Here is a 16348-nt window from a genome sequence, read left to right as displayed (position 1 = left end):
GCCATTTTTCAGTTCATCGAGACACCTCGCAAGTTTTCTTCATCCTTCGCTGGATATCTATCCAGCATTTTTTTATCATACAGCATTATCTTTGATTCATTACGCAGGAGCGTCATGTGATAGGCAGACTCAGAGGCATCATCATTGAAAAACAACCCCCGCTGGTGTTAATTGAAGTGGGCGGCGTAGGCTATGAAGTGCATATGCCGATGACCTGTTTTTATGAACTCCCTGAAGCGGGTCAGGAAGCGATCGTTTTCACCCACTTTGTGGTGCGTGAAGACGCGCAACTGCTGTACGGTTTTAACAATAAACAAGAGCGCACGTTGTTTAAAGAGTTAATCAAAACCAACGGCGTCGGCCCGAAGTTGGCGCTGGCGATCCTCTCCGGAATGTCAGCGCAGCAGTTCGTTAATGCCGTTGAACGTGAAGAAGTGGGAGCACTGGTGAAACTGCCGGGCATTGGTAAAAAAACCGCCGAGCGTTTAATTGTCGAAATGAAAGACCGATTTAAAGGTTTGCACGGCGATCTCTTTACGCCAGCCGCCGATCTGGTGCTCACGTCGCCTGCCAGCCCGGCAACCGACGATGCTGAACAGGAAGCGGTTGCCGCGCTGGTGGCGCTGGGCTATAAACCACAAGAAGCAAGCCGCATGGTGAGCAAAATCGCTCGCACTGACGCCAGCAGTGAAACATTAATTCGCGAAGCCCTACGCGCCGCGTTATGAGGTAAAGGATGATTGAAGCAGACCGTCTGATTTCTGCCGGTACCACTTTGCCGGAAGATGGGGCAGATCGCGCCATTCGCCCTAAATTACTGGAAGAGTATGTTGGTCAGCCGCAGGTTCGTTCACAGATGGAGATTTTCATCAAAGCAGCGAAACTGCGCGGCGATGCCCTCGATCATCTGTTGATTTTTGGTCCTCCGGGGTTGGGTAAAACTACGCTTGCCAACATTGTCGCCAATGAAATGGGCGTTAATTTACGCACGACTTCTGGTCCGGTGCTGGAAAAGGCGGGCGATCTGGCAGCGATGCTCACTAACCTTGAACCGCATGACGTGCTGTTTATTGATGAGATCCACCGTCTATCGCCAGTTGTTGAAGAAGTGCTGTACCCGGCAATGGAAGACTACCAACTGGATATCATGATTGGTGAAGGTCCGGCGGCACGCTCCATTAAAATTGATTTGCCGCCGTTTACCCTGATTGGTGCAACCACGCGCGCAGGTTCGCTGACATCACCGTTGCGCGACCGTTTTGGTATTGTGCAACGTCTGGAGTTTTATCAGGTGCCGGATCTGCAATATATCGTCAGTCGCAGCGCACGCTTTATGGGGCTTGAGATGAGTGATGACGGCGCGCTGGAAGTTGCTCGTCGCGCTCGCGGTACGCCACGTATTGCCAACCGTCTGCTGCGTCGAGTGCGTGATTTCGCCGAAGTGAAGCACGATGGCACCATCTCGGCAGATATCGCTGCTCAGGCGCTGGATATGTTGAATGTCGATGCTGAAGGTTTCGATTATATGGACCGCAAATTGTTGCTGGCGGTAATCGATAAGTTCTTTGGTGGGCCGGTAGGTCTGGATAACCTGGCGGCAGCCATTGGCGAAGAACGTGAAACCATTGAGGATGTGCTGGAGCCTTATCTGATTCAGCAAGGCTTTTTGCAGCGTACACCGCGTGGGCGTATGGCGACGACGCGGGCGTGGAATCACTTTGGCATAACGCCGCCAGAAATGCCGTAAGTCGGATTGGTCGCTCGCACCGCATCCGACATTGGCAGTGTGCCTGATGCGACGCTATTCGCGTCTTATCCGGCCTACCAGAGATAGCGAACCGTAGGTCGGATAAGGCGCTCGCGCCGCATCCGACAAATGTGTTCAGCGACAGATTAGCTGGCCTGCTTTTTCATCATACTGATAATAAATAACAGTGCAGCACATAGCACTACCGACGGACCCGCCGGCGTATCGTAAAACGCGGAAAAGGTTAAACCGCCAGTTACTGCCACCATCCCCACCAAAACAGCGACACCAGCCATCTGTTCCGGCGTACGGGCAAAGCGACGCGCAGTAGCTGCAGGAATAATCAGCAACGAAGTAATAATCAACGCACCGACAAATTTCATCGCTACACCAATCGTCAATGCCGTCACCAGCATCAACAACAATTTCACGCGCTGTAATTTCACACCATCAACAAACGCCAGATCCGGGCTAATCGTCATCGACAGCAAATTGCGCCATTGCCAGAACAAAATAGCCACCACGATGACCACGCCAATCGCAATAGAGATGAGATCTTCTGGCGTCACTGCCAGCAAATCACCGAACAGGTAAGCCATCAAATCAACACGAATATTAGACATCAGACTAACGACCACCAGGCCCAGCGACAGGGCACTGTGCGCCATAATCCCTAATAACGTGTCGATCGCCAGCTGTGGACGCTTCTCCAGCCATACCAGACCGCCCGCCAGCAGCAGCGTAACGGCAATCACCGCATAGAATGGATTCACGTCCAGCAACAAACCAAACGCGACACCAAGTAATGAGGCATGAGCCAGCGTATCACCGAAATAAGACATACGACGCCAGACTACAAACGAACCCAGCGGACCCGCGGCACAGGCGAGCATGATCCCGGCTAACCAACCGGGAAATAATAATTCAATCATGAGCGATCATTTCCCCGACGCAAAACAATTCGTCCCTGTAAATCGTGACGATGGTTATGATGATGGCGATAGATACCCAGTTGTTCAGCACCACGAGGACCAAACATTGAAATAAACTCCGGATGCAGGGAAACAACTTCCGGTGTGCCGGAACAACAAATGTGGTGATTCAGGCACAGCACTTCATCGGTTTTTGCCATCACCAGATGCAGATCGTGAGAAACCATTAAAACGCCACAATCCAGTTCACGACGCAGTTGGTCAATAAGGTCATATAACGCCACCTGGCCATTTACATCCACGCCTTGAGTGGGTTCATCCAGCACTAATAATTGCGGGCGATTTAACAATGCTCGCGCTAACAGTACACGCTGCGTTTCGCCACCAGAGAGCTTTTGCATCGGTGCGTTAATCAGGTGCCCGGCCTGGACACGTTTCAGTGCAGGCAAAATATCTTCTTTATGTGTACCAGGGCGTAAGCGTAAAAAACGGTTTACGGTCAGTGGCAACGTGGTGTCGAGATACAGCTTCTGCGGTACATAGCCGATGCGCAGTTTTCCGTTGCGCTTGATAACCCCTTCATCGGGTGTTACCAGCCCGAGCACTACCCGTACCAGTGTCGACTTACCTGCGCCATTTGGCCCAAGTAAAGTCAAAATTTTTCCAGGTTTAAGTTCCAGCGACACATCAGAGAGGACGCGGCGTTGGCCAAAAGAAACCGAGACATTTTCCAAGGAAACCAGACTTGTCATGTTAATTTTAGTCTTGCAGTAGTCATGAAATGTTATAATATCACACTTCTCATATTCATTACGATGATTGGTCGCATTATGTTACATAAAAAAACGCTTCTTTTCGCAGCATTATCCGCCGCTCTCTGGGGAGGTGCAACACAGGCCGCAGATGCCGCCGTTGTCGCTTCGCTTAAACCCGTTGGGTTCATCGCTTCTGCCATTGCTGATGGGGTAACAGAAACAGAGGTTTTACTTCCTGACGGCGCTTCAGAACATGATTATTCACTGCGCCCATCGGATGTAAAACGCTTACAGAACGCGGACTTAGTCGTTTGGGTTGGCCCGGAGATGGAAGCGTTTATGCAAAAACCGGTAAGCAAATTACCAGGAGCGAAGCAGGTAACGATTGCGCAGCTTGAAGATGTGAAACCGCTACTGATGAAAAGTATTCACGGCGATGATGATGATCACGACCACGCGGAAAAAAGTGACGAAGATCACCATCACGGCGATTTCAACATGCATCTTTGGCTTTCCCCAGAGATAGCGCGGGCTACAGCGGTTGCAATCCATGGAAAATTAGTGGAACTTATGCCGCAAAGTCGAGCCAAACTTGACGCCAACCTGAAGGATTTTGAGGCACAATTAGCCTCAACCGAAACGCAGGTTGGTAACGAGCTCGCGCCGCTCAAGGGGAAAGGTTATTTCGTTTTTCACGATGCTTACGGCTATTTCGAAAAACAGTTCGGACTGACACCGCTTGGTCATTTTACCGTTAACCCTGAGATTCAACCTGGCGCGCAGCGTTTACATGAAATAAGAACACAGTTGGTTGAGCAAAAAGCAACCTGCGTTTTTGCTGAGCCACAGTTCAGGCCAGCGGTCGTTGAGAGCGTCGCACGAGGGACATCCGTTCGTATGGGAACGTTGGATCCCCTGGGGACGAATATCAAACTGGGTAAAACAAGCTATTCAGAATTCCTGAGTCAATTAGCCAACCAGTATGCGAGCTGCCTGAAAGGAGATTAATGAGGAAGTGATTACGTGCAACAGATAGCCCGCTCTGTCGCCCTGGCGTTTAATAATTTACCGCGACCACACCGCGTTATGTTGGGGTCGCTCACCGTTCTTACTCTGGCCGTCGCTGTCTGGCGGCCCTATGTTTATCACCGCGATGCCACGCCAATTGTCAAAACCATTGAGCTGGAACAGAACGAAATTCGTTCGCTCTTACCTGAAGCCAGTGAGCCGATTGATCAAGCTGCACAAGAAGATGAAGCCATTCCCCAGGACGAACTGGATGACAAAATCGCCGGTGAAGCGGGCGTGCATGAATATGTTGTTTCCACTGGCGATACGCTAAGCAGCATTCTCAATCAGTATGGTATTGATATGGGTGATATCACCCAACTGGCTGCGGCCGACAAAGAATTGCGTAACCTGAAAATCGGTCAACAACTCTCCTGGACATTAACCGCGGACGGCGAACTGCAGCGCCTCACCTGGGAAGTGTCTCGTCGTGAAACCCGAACCTATGACCGTACTGCCGCTAACGGTTTTAAAATGACCAGCGAAATGCAGCAAGGAGAGTGGGTTAACAATCTGCTGAAAGGTACCGTCGGGGGGAGCTTTGTTGCCAGCGCCAGAAACGCCGGTTTAACCAGCGCCGAAGTGAGCGCAGTGATTAAAGCCATGCAGTGGCAAATGGATTTCCGCAAACTGAAAAAAGGCGATGAATTTGCGGTGTTAATGTCTCGAGAAATGCTTGATGGTAAACGTGAGCAAAGCCAGCTGCTGGGCGTACGTTTGCGTTCAGAAGGTAAAGATTATTACGCTATCCGCGCTGAAGATGGCAAATTCTACGATCGTAACGGTACTGGTCTGGCGAAAGGATTCTTGCGATTCCCGACGGCGAAACAGTTCCGTATCTCGTCTAACTTTAACCCGCGTCGTACTAATCCGGTGACCGGTCGCGTTGCAGCACACAGAGGTGTTGATTTCGCCATGCCGCAGGGTACGCCAGTGCTTTCAGTGGGTGACGGTGAAGTGGTGGTTGCCAAACGCAGTGGCGCAGCAGGTTATTATGTGGCTATTCGTCATGGTCGCAGCTACACCACGCGTTATATGCACTTGCGCAAGATTCTGGTGAAACCGGGACAGAAGGTGAAACGTGGCGACCGTATCGCGCTTTCCGGTAATACCGGACGTTCAACCGGGCCGCATCTGCACTATGAAGTATGGATAAACCAGCAGGCCGTAAACCCGCTGACGGCAAAACTGCCGCGTACCGAAGGGCTGACCGGCTCCGATCGTCGCGAATTCCTGGCGCAGGCCAAAGAGATTGTGCCGCAGCTACGGTTTGATTAATTAACATCCATTCGCAGCCGGTACGCAGTCAGTATCGGCTTTTTTTATTTGGTGCGGGGCAAGTTGCGCCGCTACACTATCACCAGATTGATTTTTGCCTTATCCGAAACTGGAAAAGCATGGAAACGAAAAAAAATAATAGCGAATACATTCCTGAGTTTGATAAATCCTTTCGCCACCCGCGCTACTGGGGAGCATGGCTGGGTGTAGCAGCGATGGCGGGTATCGCTTTAACGCCGCCAAAGTTCCGTGATCCCATTCTGGCACGGCTGGGACGTTTTGCCGGACGACTGGGAAAAAGCTCACGCCGTCGTGCGTTAATCAATCTGTCGCTCTGCTTTCCAGAACGTAGTGAAGCTGAACGCGAAGCGATTGTTGATGAGATGTTTGCCACCGCGCCGCAAGCGATGGCAATGATGGCTGAGTTGGCAATACGCGGACCGGAGAAAATTCAGCCGCGCGTTGACTGGCAAGGGCTGGAGATCATCGAAGAGATGAGGCGTAATAACGAGAAAGTTATCTTTCTGGTGCCGCACGGTTGGGCCGTCGATATTCCTGCCATGCTGATGGCCTCGCAAGGGCAGAAAATGGCAGCGATGTTCCATAATCAGGGCAACCCGGTTTTTGATTATGTCTGGAACACGGTGCGTCGTCGCTTTGGCGGTCGTCTGCATGCGAGAAATGACGGTATTAAACCATTCATCCAGTCGGTACGTCAGGGGTACTGGGGATATTATTTACCCGATCAGGATCATGGCCCAGAGCACAGCGAATTTGTGGATTTCTTTGCCACCTATAAAGCGACGTTGCCCGCGATTGGTCGTTTGATGAAAGTGTGCCGTGCGCGCGTTGTTCCGCTGTTTCCGATTTATGATGGCAAGACGCACCGTCTGACGATTCAGGTGCGCCCACCGATGGATGATCTGTTAGAGGCGGATGATCATACGATTGCGCGGCGGATGAATGAAGAAGTCGAGATTTTTGTTGGTCCGCGACCAGAACAATACACCTGGATATTAAAATTGCTGAAAACTCGCAAACCGGGCGAAATCCAACCGTATAAGCGTAAAGATCTTTATCCTATCAAATAAAAAAAGCCTCTCAAATTATTGAGAGGCTGTACTCGATAAAAAATCTCAATGAGTGTTCCCACTATTTTGAGTTTTTAGGTTAGTACGCTATTGAGTTAATCGTAGCGTGATAATTTCAAAAGGTTTGAACTCAAGATTGCAATATTGATTGCAATAAAAACTGTCATCTAACTTATTTTCTTGAAGATCGACATATTGAACGTAGTGATAATTACATACTCACGAAAGCATGGCTGAAATTTCTAATCCATGACTCTCATATAATCTTACGATTATACCGTCGCCGTCTTCAGCTAATTTTATTGTTTCGATGATAACGCTGTTAGTATCGATAGCAAAAAATGATAGTGAAGGGGGTAATTCACCCGGGTGCGGTTTGACAGGGACGACCTGTAAGGGATGATTCATTATATAGGCTTGATTAATAACACCACCCACACGGTAATCTCCATGATGAGGAAATAAGGAGAATATGAATTTTTGTTTACCAATATCTGCAAAATTATTAATCAGGAAATTATCATAATTGTCTGTCTTAACAACTTCCCCAGGTTTATGCTGCGAACGCAGCAAAGTTAATTCAAGCGTCTGGTCTTTGACACGATAGCCATATTTGTTTTTTGCTATTAAAGCTATGCCAGTTTCTCGATCAGAAAGGTCGACCCAGTGATGTGCTGGTATTTCATCTTTGGCAAAAGCGAACGAATCATCGCTATGCGTTGGTCTGTCAATTACACCGAACTGAATTTGACATTGTGCAAGAGATGTTTGTACTGACACCGGGAATTTTACTTTGAGAGAAACATTAGGTTCGTGCCAATCAATAAACGTTTGGACATCAACGCGTGGACTATCCTGTGTCAGGGTAAAGGCTAAACGAAGATAAGAGGAATTGTAGTGATAAATCAGCGTCATCGTAGTTTTAGGCCCGCTGATCACAGTTGTCATTTTTTCAGCGAGTAAAACATATGATTCCCCATCACGATAATTTGAAGCAAAATCCCAGGCCGCGAAAAAACCTGCATCTTCGTGGTATGCACGGATCTCACTGTGCATATTTTCAGTAATGTATTCTTTACCATATCTTTTATCATATAGCGAAATTAAATCACCGCTTTCTGAAAAAAGAAGTTTAATGTAATTATTTTCAATACTTTGAGATTCTGCCTTCAGACCATTTACGATCTTATTCTTTGGAACAATCACAGCATAACCATAAGAGTTTACTCGTGCTTTGAGCCAGTTGTTGTTTATATTGATCCATTCGTTACGAGCAAAACAGGTGGTATTAAACAAAATGTGCGGATCTTTATAAGAAGAAGTGTCAATTTTACTTAATAAAGTAGACTGCGCATCAGAAATAATTTTCTCGGTTTTTGCTTCTAGTTTAAGATATTCCTTTTCAGTTTCATGATAAACTCTTGAAATACATGAGCCGGGAAGGATGTCATGGAATTGCAAGGTCAGCATCGCTTTCCATATTTCATCAAACTCACTGCGAAGAATTGATGTCATATTATTAGTAATAGTTATAAAAAATTCAGCGGTAATGACTCCAACTTATTGATAGTGTTTTATGTTCAGATAATGCCCGATGACTTTGTCATGCAGCTCCACCGATTTTGAGAACGACAGCGACTTCCGTCCCAGCCGTGCCAGGTGCTGCCTCAGATTCAGGTTATGCCGCTCAATTCGCTGCGTATATCGCTTGCTGATTACGTGCAGCTTTCCCTTCAGGCGGGATTCATACAGCGGCCAGCCATCCGTCATCCATATCACCACGTCAAAGGGTGACAGCAGGCTCATAAGACGCCCCAGCGTCGCCATAGTGCGTTCACCGAATACGTGCGCAACAACCGTCTTCCGGAGACTGTCATACGCGTAAAACAGCCAGCGCTGGCGCGATTTAGCCCCGACATAGCCCCACTGTTCGTCCATTTCCGCGCAGACGATGACGTCACTGCCCGGCTGTATGCGCGAGGTTACCGACTGCGGCCTGAGTTTTTTAAGTGACGTAAAATCGTGTTGAGGCCAACGCCCATAATGCGTGCAGTTGCCCGGCATCCAACGCCATTCATGGCCATATCAATGATTTTCTGGTGCGTACCGGGTTGAGAAGCGGTGTAAGTGAACTGCAGTTGCCATGTTTTACGGCAGTGAGAGCAGAGATAGCGCTGATGTCCGGCAGTGCTTTTGCCGTTACGCACCACCCCGTCAGTAGCTGAACAGGAGGGACAGCTGATAGAAACAGAAGCCACTGGAGCACCTCAAAAACACCATCATACACTAAATCAGTAAGTTGGCAGCATCACCAAATTCAGCATCATGTAATTTATTTTCCATATTTCGATTATGAGCTTTAGTTGCTGACTCTGATGTAAAGCACCCTTGATGAGCCTCGAAATAAAGTTCACCTGAAATAATGGGCAAGCTTTCGCGAAAGGCGTCGGCGTAAGTGAAGAACTTATCAACACGGCTGAAATCAACATGAGGTAAGCCATCAATATTGCGTATACGTGTTAATCGTTCTATATGTTCCTCACCGGGGCCAGCGCCGCCATCACCGACACCATACACCATACACCATAAGCGCATAGGGACAGATCTCTTTTTCATTATAGTTTTGTTCAATATATTCTAAAGAGCGAGCACGTGCTCGGCTATCATAAGTGTCTTCAGGAAAGTTATGCATCAGAATTTCTGAGCCATCCAGGCCCTGCCAGCGGAAAAGGTAATTATTAAATTTATTAATCTTGTTTTGTGAGAGCTTTTGCGATGCAATATAGTTAATGCCTGATTTTTTGAGAATTTGTGGAAGCGTTGCGGGGAATCCAAAGACATCCGGTTGCCAGACATAATTTATCTTTTTTGAAAAATTCTGCAGTGTGAATCGTGTCCCATGCATGATTTGCCTTATCAGCGATTCACCACTTACCAGATTTAAATCGCATTCGACCCAGAAGCAACCTTGTAACTCAAAGCGGCCTGCGGCGATTTGTTTTTTTAACTTTTCGAAGAAATAGGGATAATCTTTTTTTATCCAGTGAAAAAGTTGGTACTGACTAGCGCCAAAAATGTAATCAGGATATTTTTCAATGTTTGCAAGGGCGGTGGCAAATGTTCTTATTGCTTTTCTGCGTCCTTCTCTTAAAGGCCACATCCACGCTATATCTAAATGGGCATGACCAGTAGCCATAATCCTGAACTCTGAAGGATTATTGTTTTTATTGATTATGGATTGGATTGCAATTTGACATTTAATTATTTCTTCATTGCTAAAGGTAATTAACGTATTATCAATATATTCGAGAGTACTTATGATTTCGTCAGTACGCTCACTTCTTTTGGCAATAAATTGTTCTGGGGTGATACCTTTAGGATGTATGGATTCAAACTTCTGACCATCATTAATCCAGTCGAAAAGCACCTCAATATCATAATAAAGGGATTTCAGTAGTTGATTACGTGTCGCGATATGAACATCAGTAATAATCCCTCCATTAGTAACATAGCCAAATAAATCGTTGCAGGCAGCATCAATCCAAAACTCAACCTCGTCATTTTCACTAACGAGAGAAAGGTCAACCACCCATTTACCTGGTTTATCTGGCGGTACGCCATAAGATGATGCTTTATTCGTGATGCCGCAGATGGGTGAACCATTCTTATCCACAATAAGACCTTCGCCACCGATATCAACGAGAGCGACGAGTTTGTGTCTAAATTTATCTGCTGGACGTTTACCATAAACTCGCATCCAGGCACAGTCAAACAGTTGACCCCAGTCTGAGCCAATGGTGAGTTTCTGGTAAGCGCCGCTACGGCGATAAACAAAAGGCTGCGGTTCTTTTGTTATCCATGCTTCAATCGACATTTCAGAGACAACAGTATAAACACGCTGACCTATTTTATTCGACAGTTTGATAATATTATCAGTAAGGTACATAGAAATCCCTTTAATTAATTATAACACTCGAAAATATTAACTCTCTATATTGGAGAAAGTTACTTTGCGAAGAATGGTTTGACCAAATGGTATAAGTTTTCTGACTATTTTAGTCTTGTTTAAATAAAAACAGCCTTCAATGTATTGTTTGCCCTCTGGTGAGGTTGAATATGAAAAAGATTCCATATCAGCATAAGAGAACTGGATAGATTCATCAGCTCTACTACAGGGTATGTATCCTGAGTCAAAATATTTCCCGTTCAGCAGGTTTTTTTTGATTAAAATATCGCTCTCAAGCTCAATTGCATATAAAACGGGACCTCTGGAAATATAAGTGTCACCACATAAGTCAGTATTAAACTGTATATCAGCTATAAATTTAATGTCAATCACATCATGATGTTGCCATGTTCTATCTAAAATAATAAGTGAGTTTTGAGTATCATTTTTAGTAAAAGTAACACCATTAATAATCATCATTTTTGCCCAGCCGGGGTAACGGAAACTGAGAGCAAAACGAACAGATGACTCAGGCTCAATGAGACATTTTACGCTTAAATCATGAGGGTATTCAGTTAATTGTGTAATTTTAATTGCAACATTATTAAATGTGCCATAAAACTCACACGGGCCATAAAATAATGCAGTAAAACCATTGTTATTTTCTTGAAACATATTTTCGACAAAAGCCGGTATGGTTCTTGCTGTATTCGGTACGCAGCAGACAGCAGCCTCCTCATGAGTAGGGGAGTATTTATATCTGGTATTAAACTGATTACTGTCAGGATGTTTCCTTTCATTTGCTTCATAACAATTATCAGTCTTACAGTACATTATCGCGTGAAGTATGGGATGCTGCATGCCAAAACTAGCATTATAGAATAGCCACTCAGCATCATCGGCCAGACCAATATTAGTGGTCAGTTTTATTAACATAACATAAGTGCTAAATAGTTCATGAACAGAACAATATTCATAGCCTGTATAAGTGGCATTAGCTGTGCGTCCTGTAATCCACTCATCACCAATGGGAGCGCCAGATGGTGTAAGATAATATTTCAACTGGGATAAAAAAATATCTAATGCAGTTTGATACTGCGGCCGTTGGCTCGCTGCGATGGCTAATGCCCTAATATGCTCATACGTATGTACGCCATGACCTTTAAGAAGGTAACCAGGGTCTATGACATTTTTATATTGCAGATCTTGCTCCGACACGCATCCTGCGGAATAATCTTCATACAGCCACAAGCAATATGAGAGATATTCAATGTTATTGGTTATTTCATAAAGGCGGTAGAAAACATCTGTTATTGTTAATCCGTGGCTATGTCCAGCAAAACCCTGTTCCACAACGAAAGGATGTGACGTTTCTTTAGGGTAGCCAGCCATAATGCATTGTGCGGCTTGGGTAAGAGAAGTTAATAAACTCTCATTACGGGTGGACTCATAACATCCAAGCACAAAACGCAAGGCAGTAGCTTGTGCCCAGAACTCTCCGTTTTCTGCTTTACAGTTAAATTTTAATGATGAATCATAAATTCCAATGTAGCCATCATCATCTTGCGTATCGATAAGTTCCAAACATAAATCGCTCGCTTTTTCCTGCCATTCTTTATTATCTAACAAGTAGGCACTGCGGCAATATCCATCCTTCCAATTCGATTGAGTTTCACTATCCCACCAATAATATTGCATCATGTTATCATCGGGATTATTCTGTTTTTTAATAACGCCATCTTCAGCAGATACAGTGCGTGGAGTTATACGATCTCTTCCATATATTTTATGCTCCGTAATAAGATGGGGAACTAATTTATCCAGTTCTCCTATATGACCGTTCATATACCATTCCATCTTATTCTTTAACCAACCAGTGGGCTTTATATCGTTAAAAAAAATCATAAATACACCTTTGCATAAAAAAGTTTAGACGTTATAAAAGACAAATAGATTGTGATCGCCTACAGACGATCACAATGAAAGGAAAATATTAACGGTTTTTGCTATCACTCAAATGTTTTTCATCCTGCACCATATCATTGCCAGATTCATGCAAAGTATTTATTAATGCATTGGCATCTGGATATTGTTGCTGATACTTGGTTAGATATATATCACTATGGATATGTTCGGCAATTATATTGATAAGCAAGCGATTATTCGAGTATAACCCCAGTGATTCAGCTCGTTGTGAAAAAACCATTACTGTCTTCATATCAACAACAAGCATAAAACGGTGAGAAGGGTAATATTCTTCTTCATGGTTAAAGCGGTAATACAGTTCTACACGTGGGTCGGTGATGCTGCCAACTTACTGATTTAGTGTATGATGGTGTTTTTGAGGTGCTCCAGTGGCTTCTGTTTCTATCAGCTGTCCCTCCTGTTCAGCTACTGACGGGGTGGTGCGTAACGGCAAAAGCACTGCCGGACATCAGCGCTATCTCTGCTCTCACTGCCGTAAAACATGGCAACTGCAGTTCACTTACACCGCTTCTCAACCCGGTACGCACCAGAAAATCATTGATATGGCCATGAATGGCGTTGGATGCCGGGCAACTGCACGCATTATGGGCGTTGGCCTCAACACGATTTTACGTCACTTAAAAAACTCAGGCCGCAGTCGGTAACCTCGCGCATACAGCCGGGCAGTGACGTCATCGTCTGCGCGGAAATGGACGAACAGTGGGGCTATGTCGGGGCTAAATCGCGCCAGCGCTGGCTGTTTTACGCGTATGACAGTCTCCGGAAGACGGTTGTTGCGCACGTATTCGGTGAACGCACTATGGCGACGCTGGGGCGTCTTATGAGCCTGCTGTCACCCTTTGACGTGGTGATATGGATGACGGATGGCTGGCCGCTGTATGAATCCCGCCTGAAGGGAAAGCTGCACGTAATCAGCAAGCGATATACGCAGCGAATTGAGCGGCATAACCTGAATCTGAGGCAGCACCTGGCACGGCTGGGACGGAAGTCGCTGTCGTTCTCAAAATCGGTGGAGCTGCATGACAAAGTCATCGGGCATTATCTGAACATAAAACACTATCAATAAGTTGGAGTCATTACCATCATTTATGGGGAGGTGATACCCACTCTGAGTCTGCATGGGCAAAACGTTTCCCAGAAATGTTGAAATTATTTTATTGCTGATGAAACCTGTGAAGGATGTTGAATGCATCATATTAAAACAGCCGCGGATCTTAATTGTTTTTTAAATTCAATGGTTGCTGTTTCGCAACCAACTGTTGATAAAATTATTTTTGGTGCTGAGGCGACACTTATTAATAAAATTGGGACCTGCTGGATTGCCTCAATGGATGTTTTAAGAAAGGCTGTTTTTGAAGGTGTCAATATCATTATTACACATGAGCCTACATTTTATTCTTATGCTGATCTGGAGGGTGACGATCTTGAGTTTTCATGGGCCAGAAAAATAATGGATTATACTCGCGGTGAACTCAGTTATTTAAAAATAATTGAGCAAAAAAAGGAGTTTTTGCATAAAAATAATTTGGTAATCATTCGTTGCCATGATGTCATGGATCGAGAGCCTACGTTCGGAATGTCTAAGGCTTTGGCTCAGCAGTTAGAACTGGATGTTACAAATATTGTTGCTTCTGATGAGATGTACTGTGTATATGCTATAGACCCTGACAGTGCCATTAACATTACCAAACGTTTTGCCAAAAATTTGAAAATATATAATCTTCCTGGCATTCAATTTTATGGAGATAAAGCCAGAGTAGTCAGAACTGTTGGCATTGGGGCAGGCTGTTTTTGTGATCCAATACAATATATGGAATATCAGGCTGATTATTATATTACGATTAACGATTCAATTAAAACATGGGTGCAGACACAATACTCCAAAGATAGTGGCTTACCGATGGCAGTTATTGGACATAGTGTTGCAGAGGAAGCGGGTATGCGACGTCTTGCAAGCTATTTAGATCTCCATTCAGGCTATCCCTGTATTCATTTTACAGGGGGCTGTGATTATGATTGGATTGAATAAGTAGTCCTAATTTATGTGTTGCTAAATACCCCGGCCATCAGCGGCCGGGGCAGGTGAGATTACTCTACCGTTAAAATACGCGTGGTATTAGTAGAACCCACGGTACTCATCACGTCGCCCTGGGTGACAATCACCAGGTCACCAGACATCAAGTAACCTTTATCGCGCAGCAGATTAACCGCTTCGCTGGCAGCTGCTACGCCGTCATTAGCGCTATCAAAGTGCACCGGCGTAACGCCACGATAGAGAGCAGTCAGGTTCAGCGTACGTTCATGGCGCGACATGGCGAAAATTGGTAGACCAGAGCTGATACGGGAGGTCATCAGCGCGGTACGACCCGATTCGGTCATGGTAATAATCGCCGTAACGCCTTTCAGGTGGTTAGCTGCGTACATTGCTGACATGGCAATAGCTTCTTCCACATTGTCGAACTGAACGTCCAGACGGTGTTTAGAAACGTTGATGCTCGGGATTTTTTCCGCACCCAGGCAAACGCGCGCCATGGCTGCAACAGTTTCTGACGGATACTGCCCTGCGGCAGTTTCTGCAGACAGCATCACAGCGTCAGTACCATCCAGAACGGCGTTTGCTACGTCCATGACTTCTGCACGCGTCGGCATCGGGTTAGTAATCATTGACTCCATCATCTGGGTCGCCGTGATTACCGCTCGGTTTAGCTGACGCGCACGACGGATCAACGCTTTCTGAATGCCGACCAGTTCCGGGTCGCCAATTTCCACACCGAGGTCGCCACGTGCAACCATTACCACGTCAGAGGCGAGGATGATGTCATCCATTGCATCCTGGCTGCAAACGGCTTCCGCACGTTCAACCTTGGCAACAATTTTCGCATCACATCCTGCATCGCGTGCCAGGCGACGGGCATAGTTCAGATCTTCGCCACAGCGTGGGAAGGAGACAGCCAGGTAATCTACGCCAATCAACGCCGCAGTCTTAATGTCTGCTTTGTCTTTTTCGGTCAGCGCTTCAGCCGACAAACCGCCGCCAAGTTTGTTGATACCTTTATTGTTGGAGAGGGGACCACCGACGGTGACTTCGGTGAACACTTTCATGCCCTGAACTTCCAGTACTTTTAACTGGACGCGACCATCGTCCAGCAGCAGGATGTCACCAGGCACGACGTCAGCAGGCAGGCCTTTGTAGTCGATACCGACTTTTTCTTTGTCGCCTTCACCTTTACCCAGGTTGGCGTCGAGCAGGAATTTATCCCCAATATTGAGGAAAACTTTGCCTTCTTTAAAGGTGGATACACGGATTTTGGGCCCCTGGAGGTCACCCAGAATAGCCACATGACGCCCCAGTTTTGCGGCAATCTCACGAACTTTATCCGCGCGCATTTTGTGATCTTCAGGCGAGCCGTGAGAAAAGTTCATACGTACAACGTTGGCACCCGCCGCGATAACTTTTTCAAGATTATTATCGCGATCTGTTGCTGGGCCTAACGTGGTAACGATTTTTGTTCTGCGAAGCCTTCTGGACATGTAATACTCCGTTG

Annotated in this window: 12 protein-coding genes and 3 pseudogenes; 7 read left to right on the top strand and 8 right to left on the bottom strand. The window is 46.1% G+C overall.

Translation table 11 applies throughout. The annotated features are described in order from the left end of the window. Nucleotides 1-116: 116 nt before the first annotated feature. Nucleotides 117-728 carry a Holliday junction branch migration protein RuvA gene (ruvA, locus tag C1P89_RS08925; RefSeq protein WP_000580326.1) on the top strand — a complete coding sequence of 204 codons (612 nt, stop codon included), beginning with the start codon at nucleotides 117-119 and terminating at the stop codon, nucleotides 726-728. 8 nt (nucleotides 729-736) lie between these two features. After that, complete coding sequence (gene ruvB, locus C1P89_RS08920) at nucleotides 737-1747, top strand: Holliday junction branch migration DNA helicase RuvB (RefSeq protein WP_000568511.1); 1011 nt, start codon at nucleotides 737-739, stop codon at nucleotides 1745-1747. Between the two features lie 146 nt (nucleotides 1748-1893). Here the strand turns inward: ruvB and znuB are convergent, their stop codons facing one another. Both znuB and znuC read right to left on the bottom strand, forming a co-directional pair. Then, entirely contained in the window at nucleotides 1894-2679 is a 786-nt protein-coding gene (gene znuB, locus C1P89_RS08915; protein WP_000571478.1) for a zinc ABC transporter permease subunit ZnuB, read from the bottom strand. Beyond that, nucleotides 2676-3431, bottom strand: a complete 756-nt coding sequence (gene znuC, locus C1P89_RS08910) for a zinc ABC transporter ATP-binding protein ZnuC (RefSeq protein WP_000202996.1) — start codon at nucleotides 3429-3431, stop codon at nucleotides 2676-2678. Before znuC ends, znuB begins: the two co-directional genes overlap by 4 nt. Before the next feature lie 78 nt (nucleotides 3432-3509). Between znuC and znuA the strand changes: the two genes are divergently transcribed. The 3 genes from znuA (at nucleotide 3510) to lpxM (ending at nucleotide 6871) form a co-directional block, all read left to right on the top strand. Further along, nucleotides 3510-4442 carry a zinc ABC transporter substrate-binding protein ZnuA gene (gene znuA / locus C1P89_RS08905; RefSeq protein ID WP_001300644.1) on the top strand — a complete coding sequence of 311 codons (933 nt, stop codon included), beginning with the start codon at nucleotides 3510-3512 and terminating at the stop codon, nucleotides 4440-4442. A gap of 15 nt (nucleotides 4443-4457) precedes the next feature. Further along, nucleotides 4458-5780, top strand: a complete 1323-nt coding sequence (gene mepM / locus C1P89_RS08900; protein ID WP_001184041.1) for a murein DD-endopeptidase MepM — start codon at nucleotides 4458-4460, stop codon at nucleotides 5778-5780. Nucleotides 5781-5899: 119 nt separating this feature from the next. Next, a complete protein-coding gene (gene lpxM, locus C1P89_RS08895; protein WP_000448381.1) occupies nucleotides 5900-6871 on the top strand; it encodes a lauroyl-Kdo(2)-lipid IV(A) myristoyltransferase in 972 nt (323 codons plus the stop codon). Between the two features lie 87 nt (nucleotides 6872-6958). Here lpxM and C1P89_RS08890 read toward each other — a convergent pair. The 5 genes and pseudogenes from C1P89_RS08890 to C1P89_RS08865 form a co-directional block, all read right to left on the bottom strand. Beyond that, nucleotides 6959-8416 (bottom strand): annotated as a pseudogene (locus C1P89_RS08890) (glycoside hydrolase family 38 C-terminal domain-containing protein); the annotation flags it as partial. Nucleotides 8417-8431: 15 nt separating this feature from the next. After that, nucleotides 8432-9129 (bottom strand): IS1-like element IS1A family transposase gene (locus C1P89_RS08885; RefSeq protein WP_094096600.1). Its coding sequence is split into 2 segments (ribosomal slippage): nucleotides 8432-8880 and nucleotides 8880-9129, totalling 699 coding nucleotides; the frame shifts between segments, so codons are not numbered across the junction. A 55-nt stretch (nucleotides 9130-9184) separates the two neighbouring features. Further along, nucleotides 9185-10817 (bottom strand): annotated as a pseudogene (locus C1P89_RS08875) (glycoside hydrolase family 38 N-terminal domain-containing protein); the annotation flags it as partial. A 36-nt stretch (nucleotides 10818-10853) separates the two neighbouring features. Beyond that, nucleotides 10854-12722 (bottom strand): beta-L-arabinofuranosidase domain-containing protein, encoded by a 1869-nt coding sequence (locus tag C1P89_RS08870; protein WP_000575888.1) that lies wholly within the window; start codon nucleotides 12720-12722, stop codon nucleotides 10854-10856. Between the two features lie 88 nt (nucleotides 12723-12810). Beyond that, a pseudogene (locus tag C1P89_RS08865) lies at nucleotides 12811-13116 on the bottom strand (phospholipase D-like domain-containing protein); the annotation flags it as partial. A 55-nt stretch (nucleotides 13117-13171) separates the two neighbouring features. Between C1P89_RS08865 and C1P89_RS08860 the strand changes: the two are divergent. Next, a protein-coding gene (locus C1P89_RS08860; protein WP_094096600.1) for an IS1-like element IS1A family transposase occupies nucleotides 13172-13869 on the top strand; the annotation gives its coding sequence in 2 pieces (ribosomal slippage) (nucleotides 13172-13421 and nucleotides 13421-13869; 699 coding nt in all). A gap of 120 nt (nucleotides 13870-13989) precedes the next feature. Next, nucleotides 13990-14832: a Nif3-like dinuclear metal center hexameric protein gene (locus C1P89_RS08855; protein WP_000546442.1), complete on the top strand. Its 843-nt coding sequence runs from the start codon at nucleotides 13990-13992 to the stop codon at nucleotides 14830-14832. Between the two features lie 59 nt (nucleotides 14833-14891). On the opposite strand, the gene pyk is transcribed toward C1P89_RS08855, so the two are convergent. Next, nucleotides 14892-16334, bottom strand: coding sequence for a pyruvate kinase (gene pyk, locus C1P89_RS08850; protein ID WP_000091148.1), 1443 nt, complete (start codon nucleotides 16332-16334; stop codon nucleotides 14892-14894). Nucleotides 16335-16348 lie beyond the last annotated feature (14 nt).

The sequence above is a fragment of the Shigella sonnei genome (assembly GCF_002950395.1).
In the GTDB taxonomy this organism is placed as follows: Bacteria; Pseudomonadota; Gammaproteobacteria; order Enterobacterales; family Enterobacteriaceae; genus ECMA0423.
The sequence above is the reverse complement of the archived record's forward strand: the minus strand, read 5'-3'. Positions and strand labels throughout refer to the sequence as shown.

Coding starts and splice junctions, on each gene's coding strand:
- znuB (WP_000571478.1), bottom strand. CDS start 2,679: ATGATTGAATTATTATTTCCCGGTTGGTTAGCCGGGATCATGCTCGCC.
- C1P89_RS08855 (WP_000546442.1), top strand. CDS start 13,990: ATGCATCATATTAAAACAGCCGCGGATCTTAATTGTTTTTTAAATTCA.
- znuC (WP_000202996.1), bottom strand. CDS start 3,431: ATGACAAGTCTGGTTTCCTTGGAAAATGTCTCGGTTTCTTTTGGCCAA.
- ruvB (WP_000568511.1), top strand. CDS start 737: ATGATTGAAGCAGACCGTCTGATTTCTGCCGGTACCACTTTGCCGGAA.
- lpxM (WP_000448381.1), top strand. CDS start 5,900: ATGGAAACGAAAAAAAATAATAGCGAATACATTCCTGAGTTTGATAAA.
- C1P89_RS08870 (WP_000575888.1), bottom strand. CDS start 12,722: ATGATTTTTTTTAACGATATAAAGCCCACTGGTTGGTTAAAGAATAAG.
- znuA (WP_001300644.1), top strand. CDS start 3,510: ATGTTACATAAAAAAACGCTTCTTTTCGCAGCATTATCCGCCGCTCTC.
- pyk (WP_000091148.1), bottom strand. CDS start 16,334: ATGTCCAGAAGGCTTCGCAGAACAAAAATCGTTACCACGTTAGGCCCA.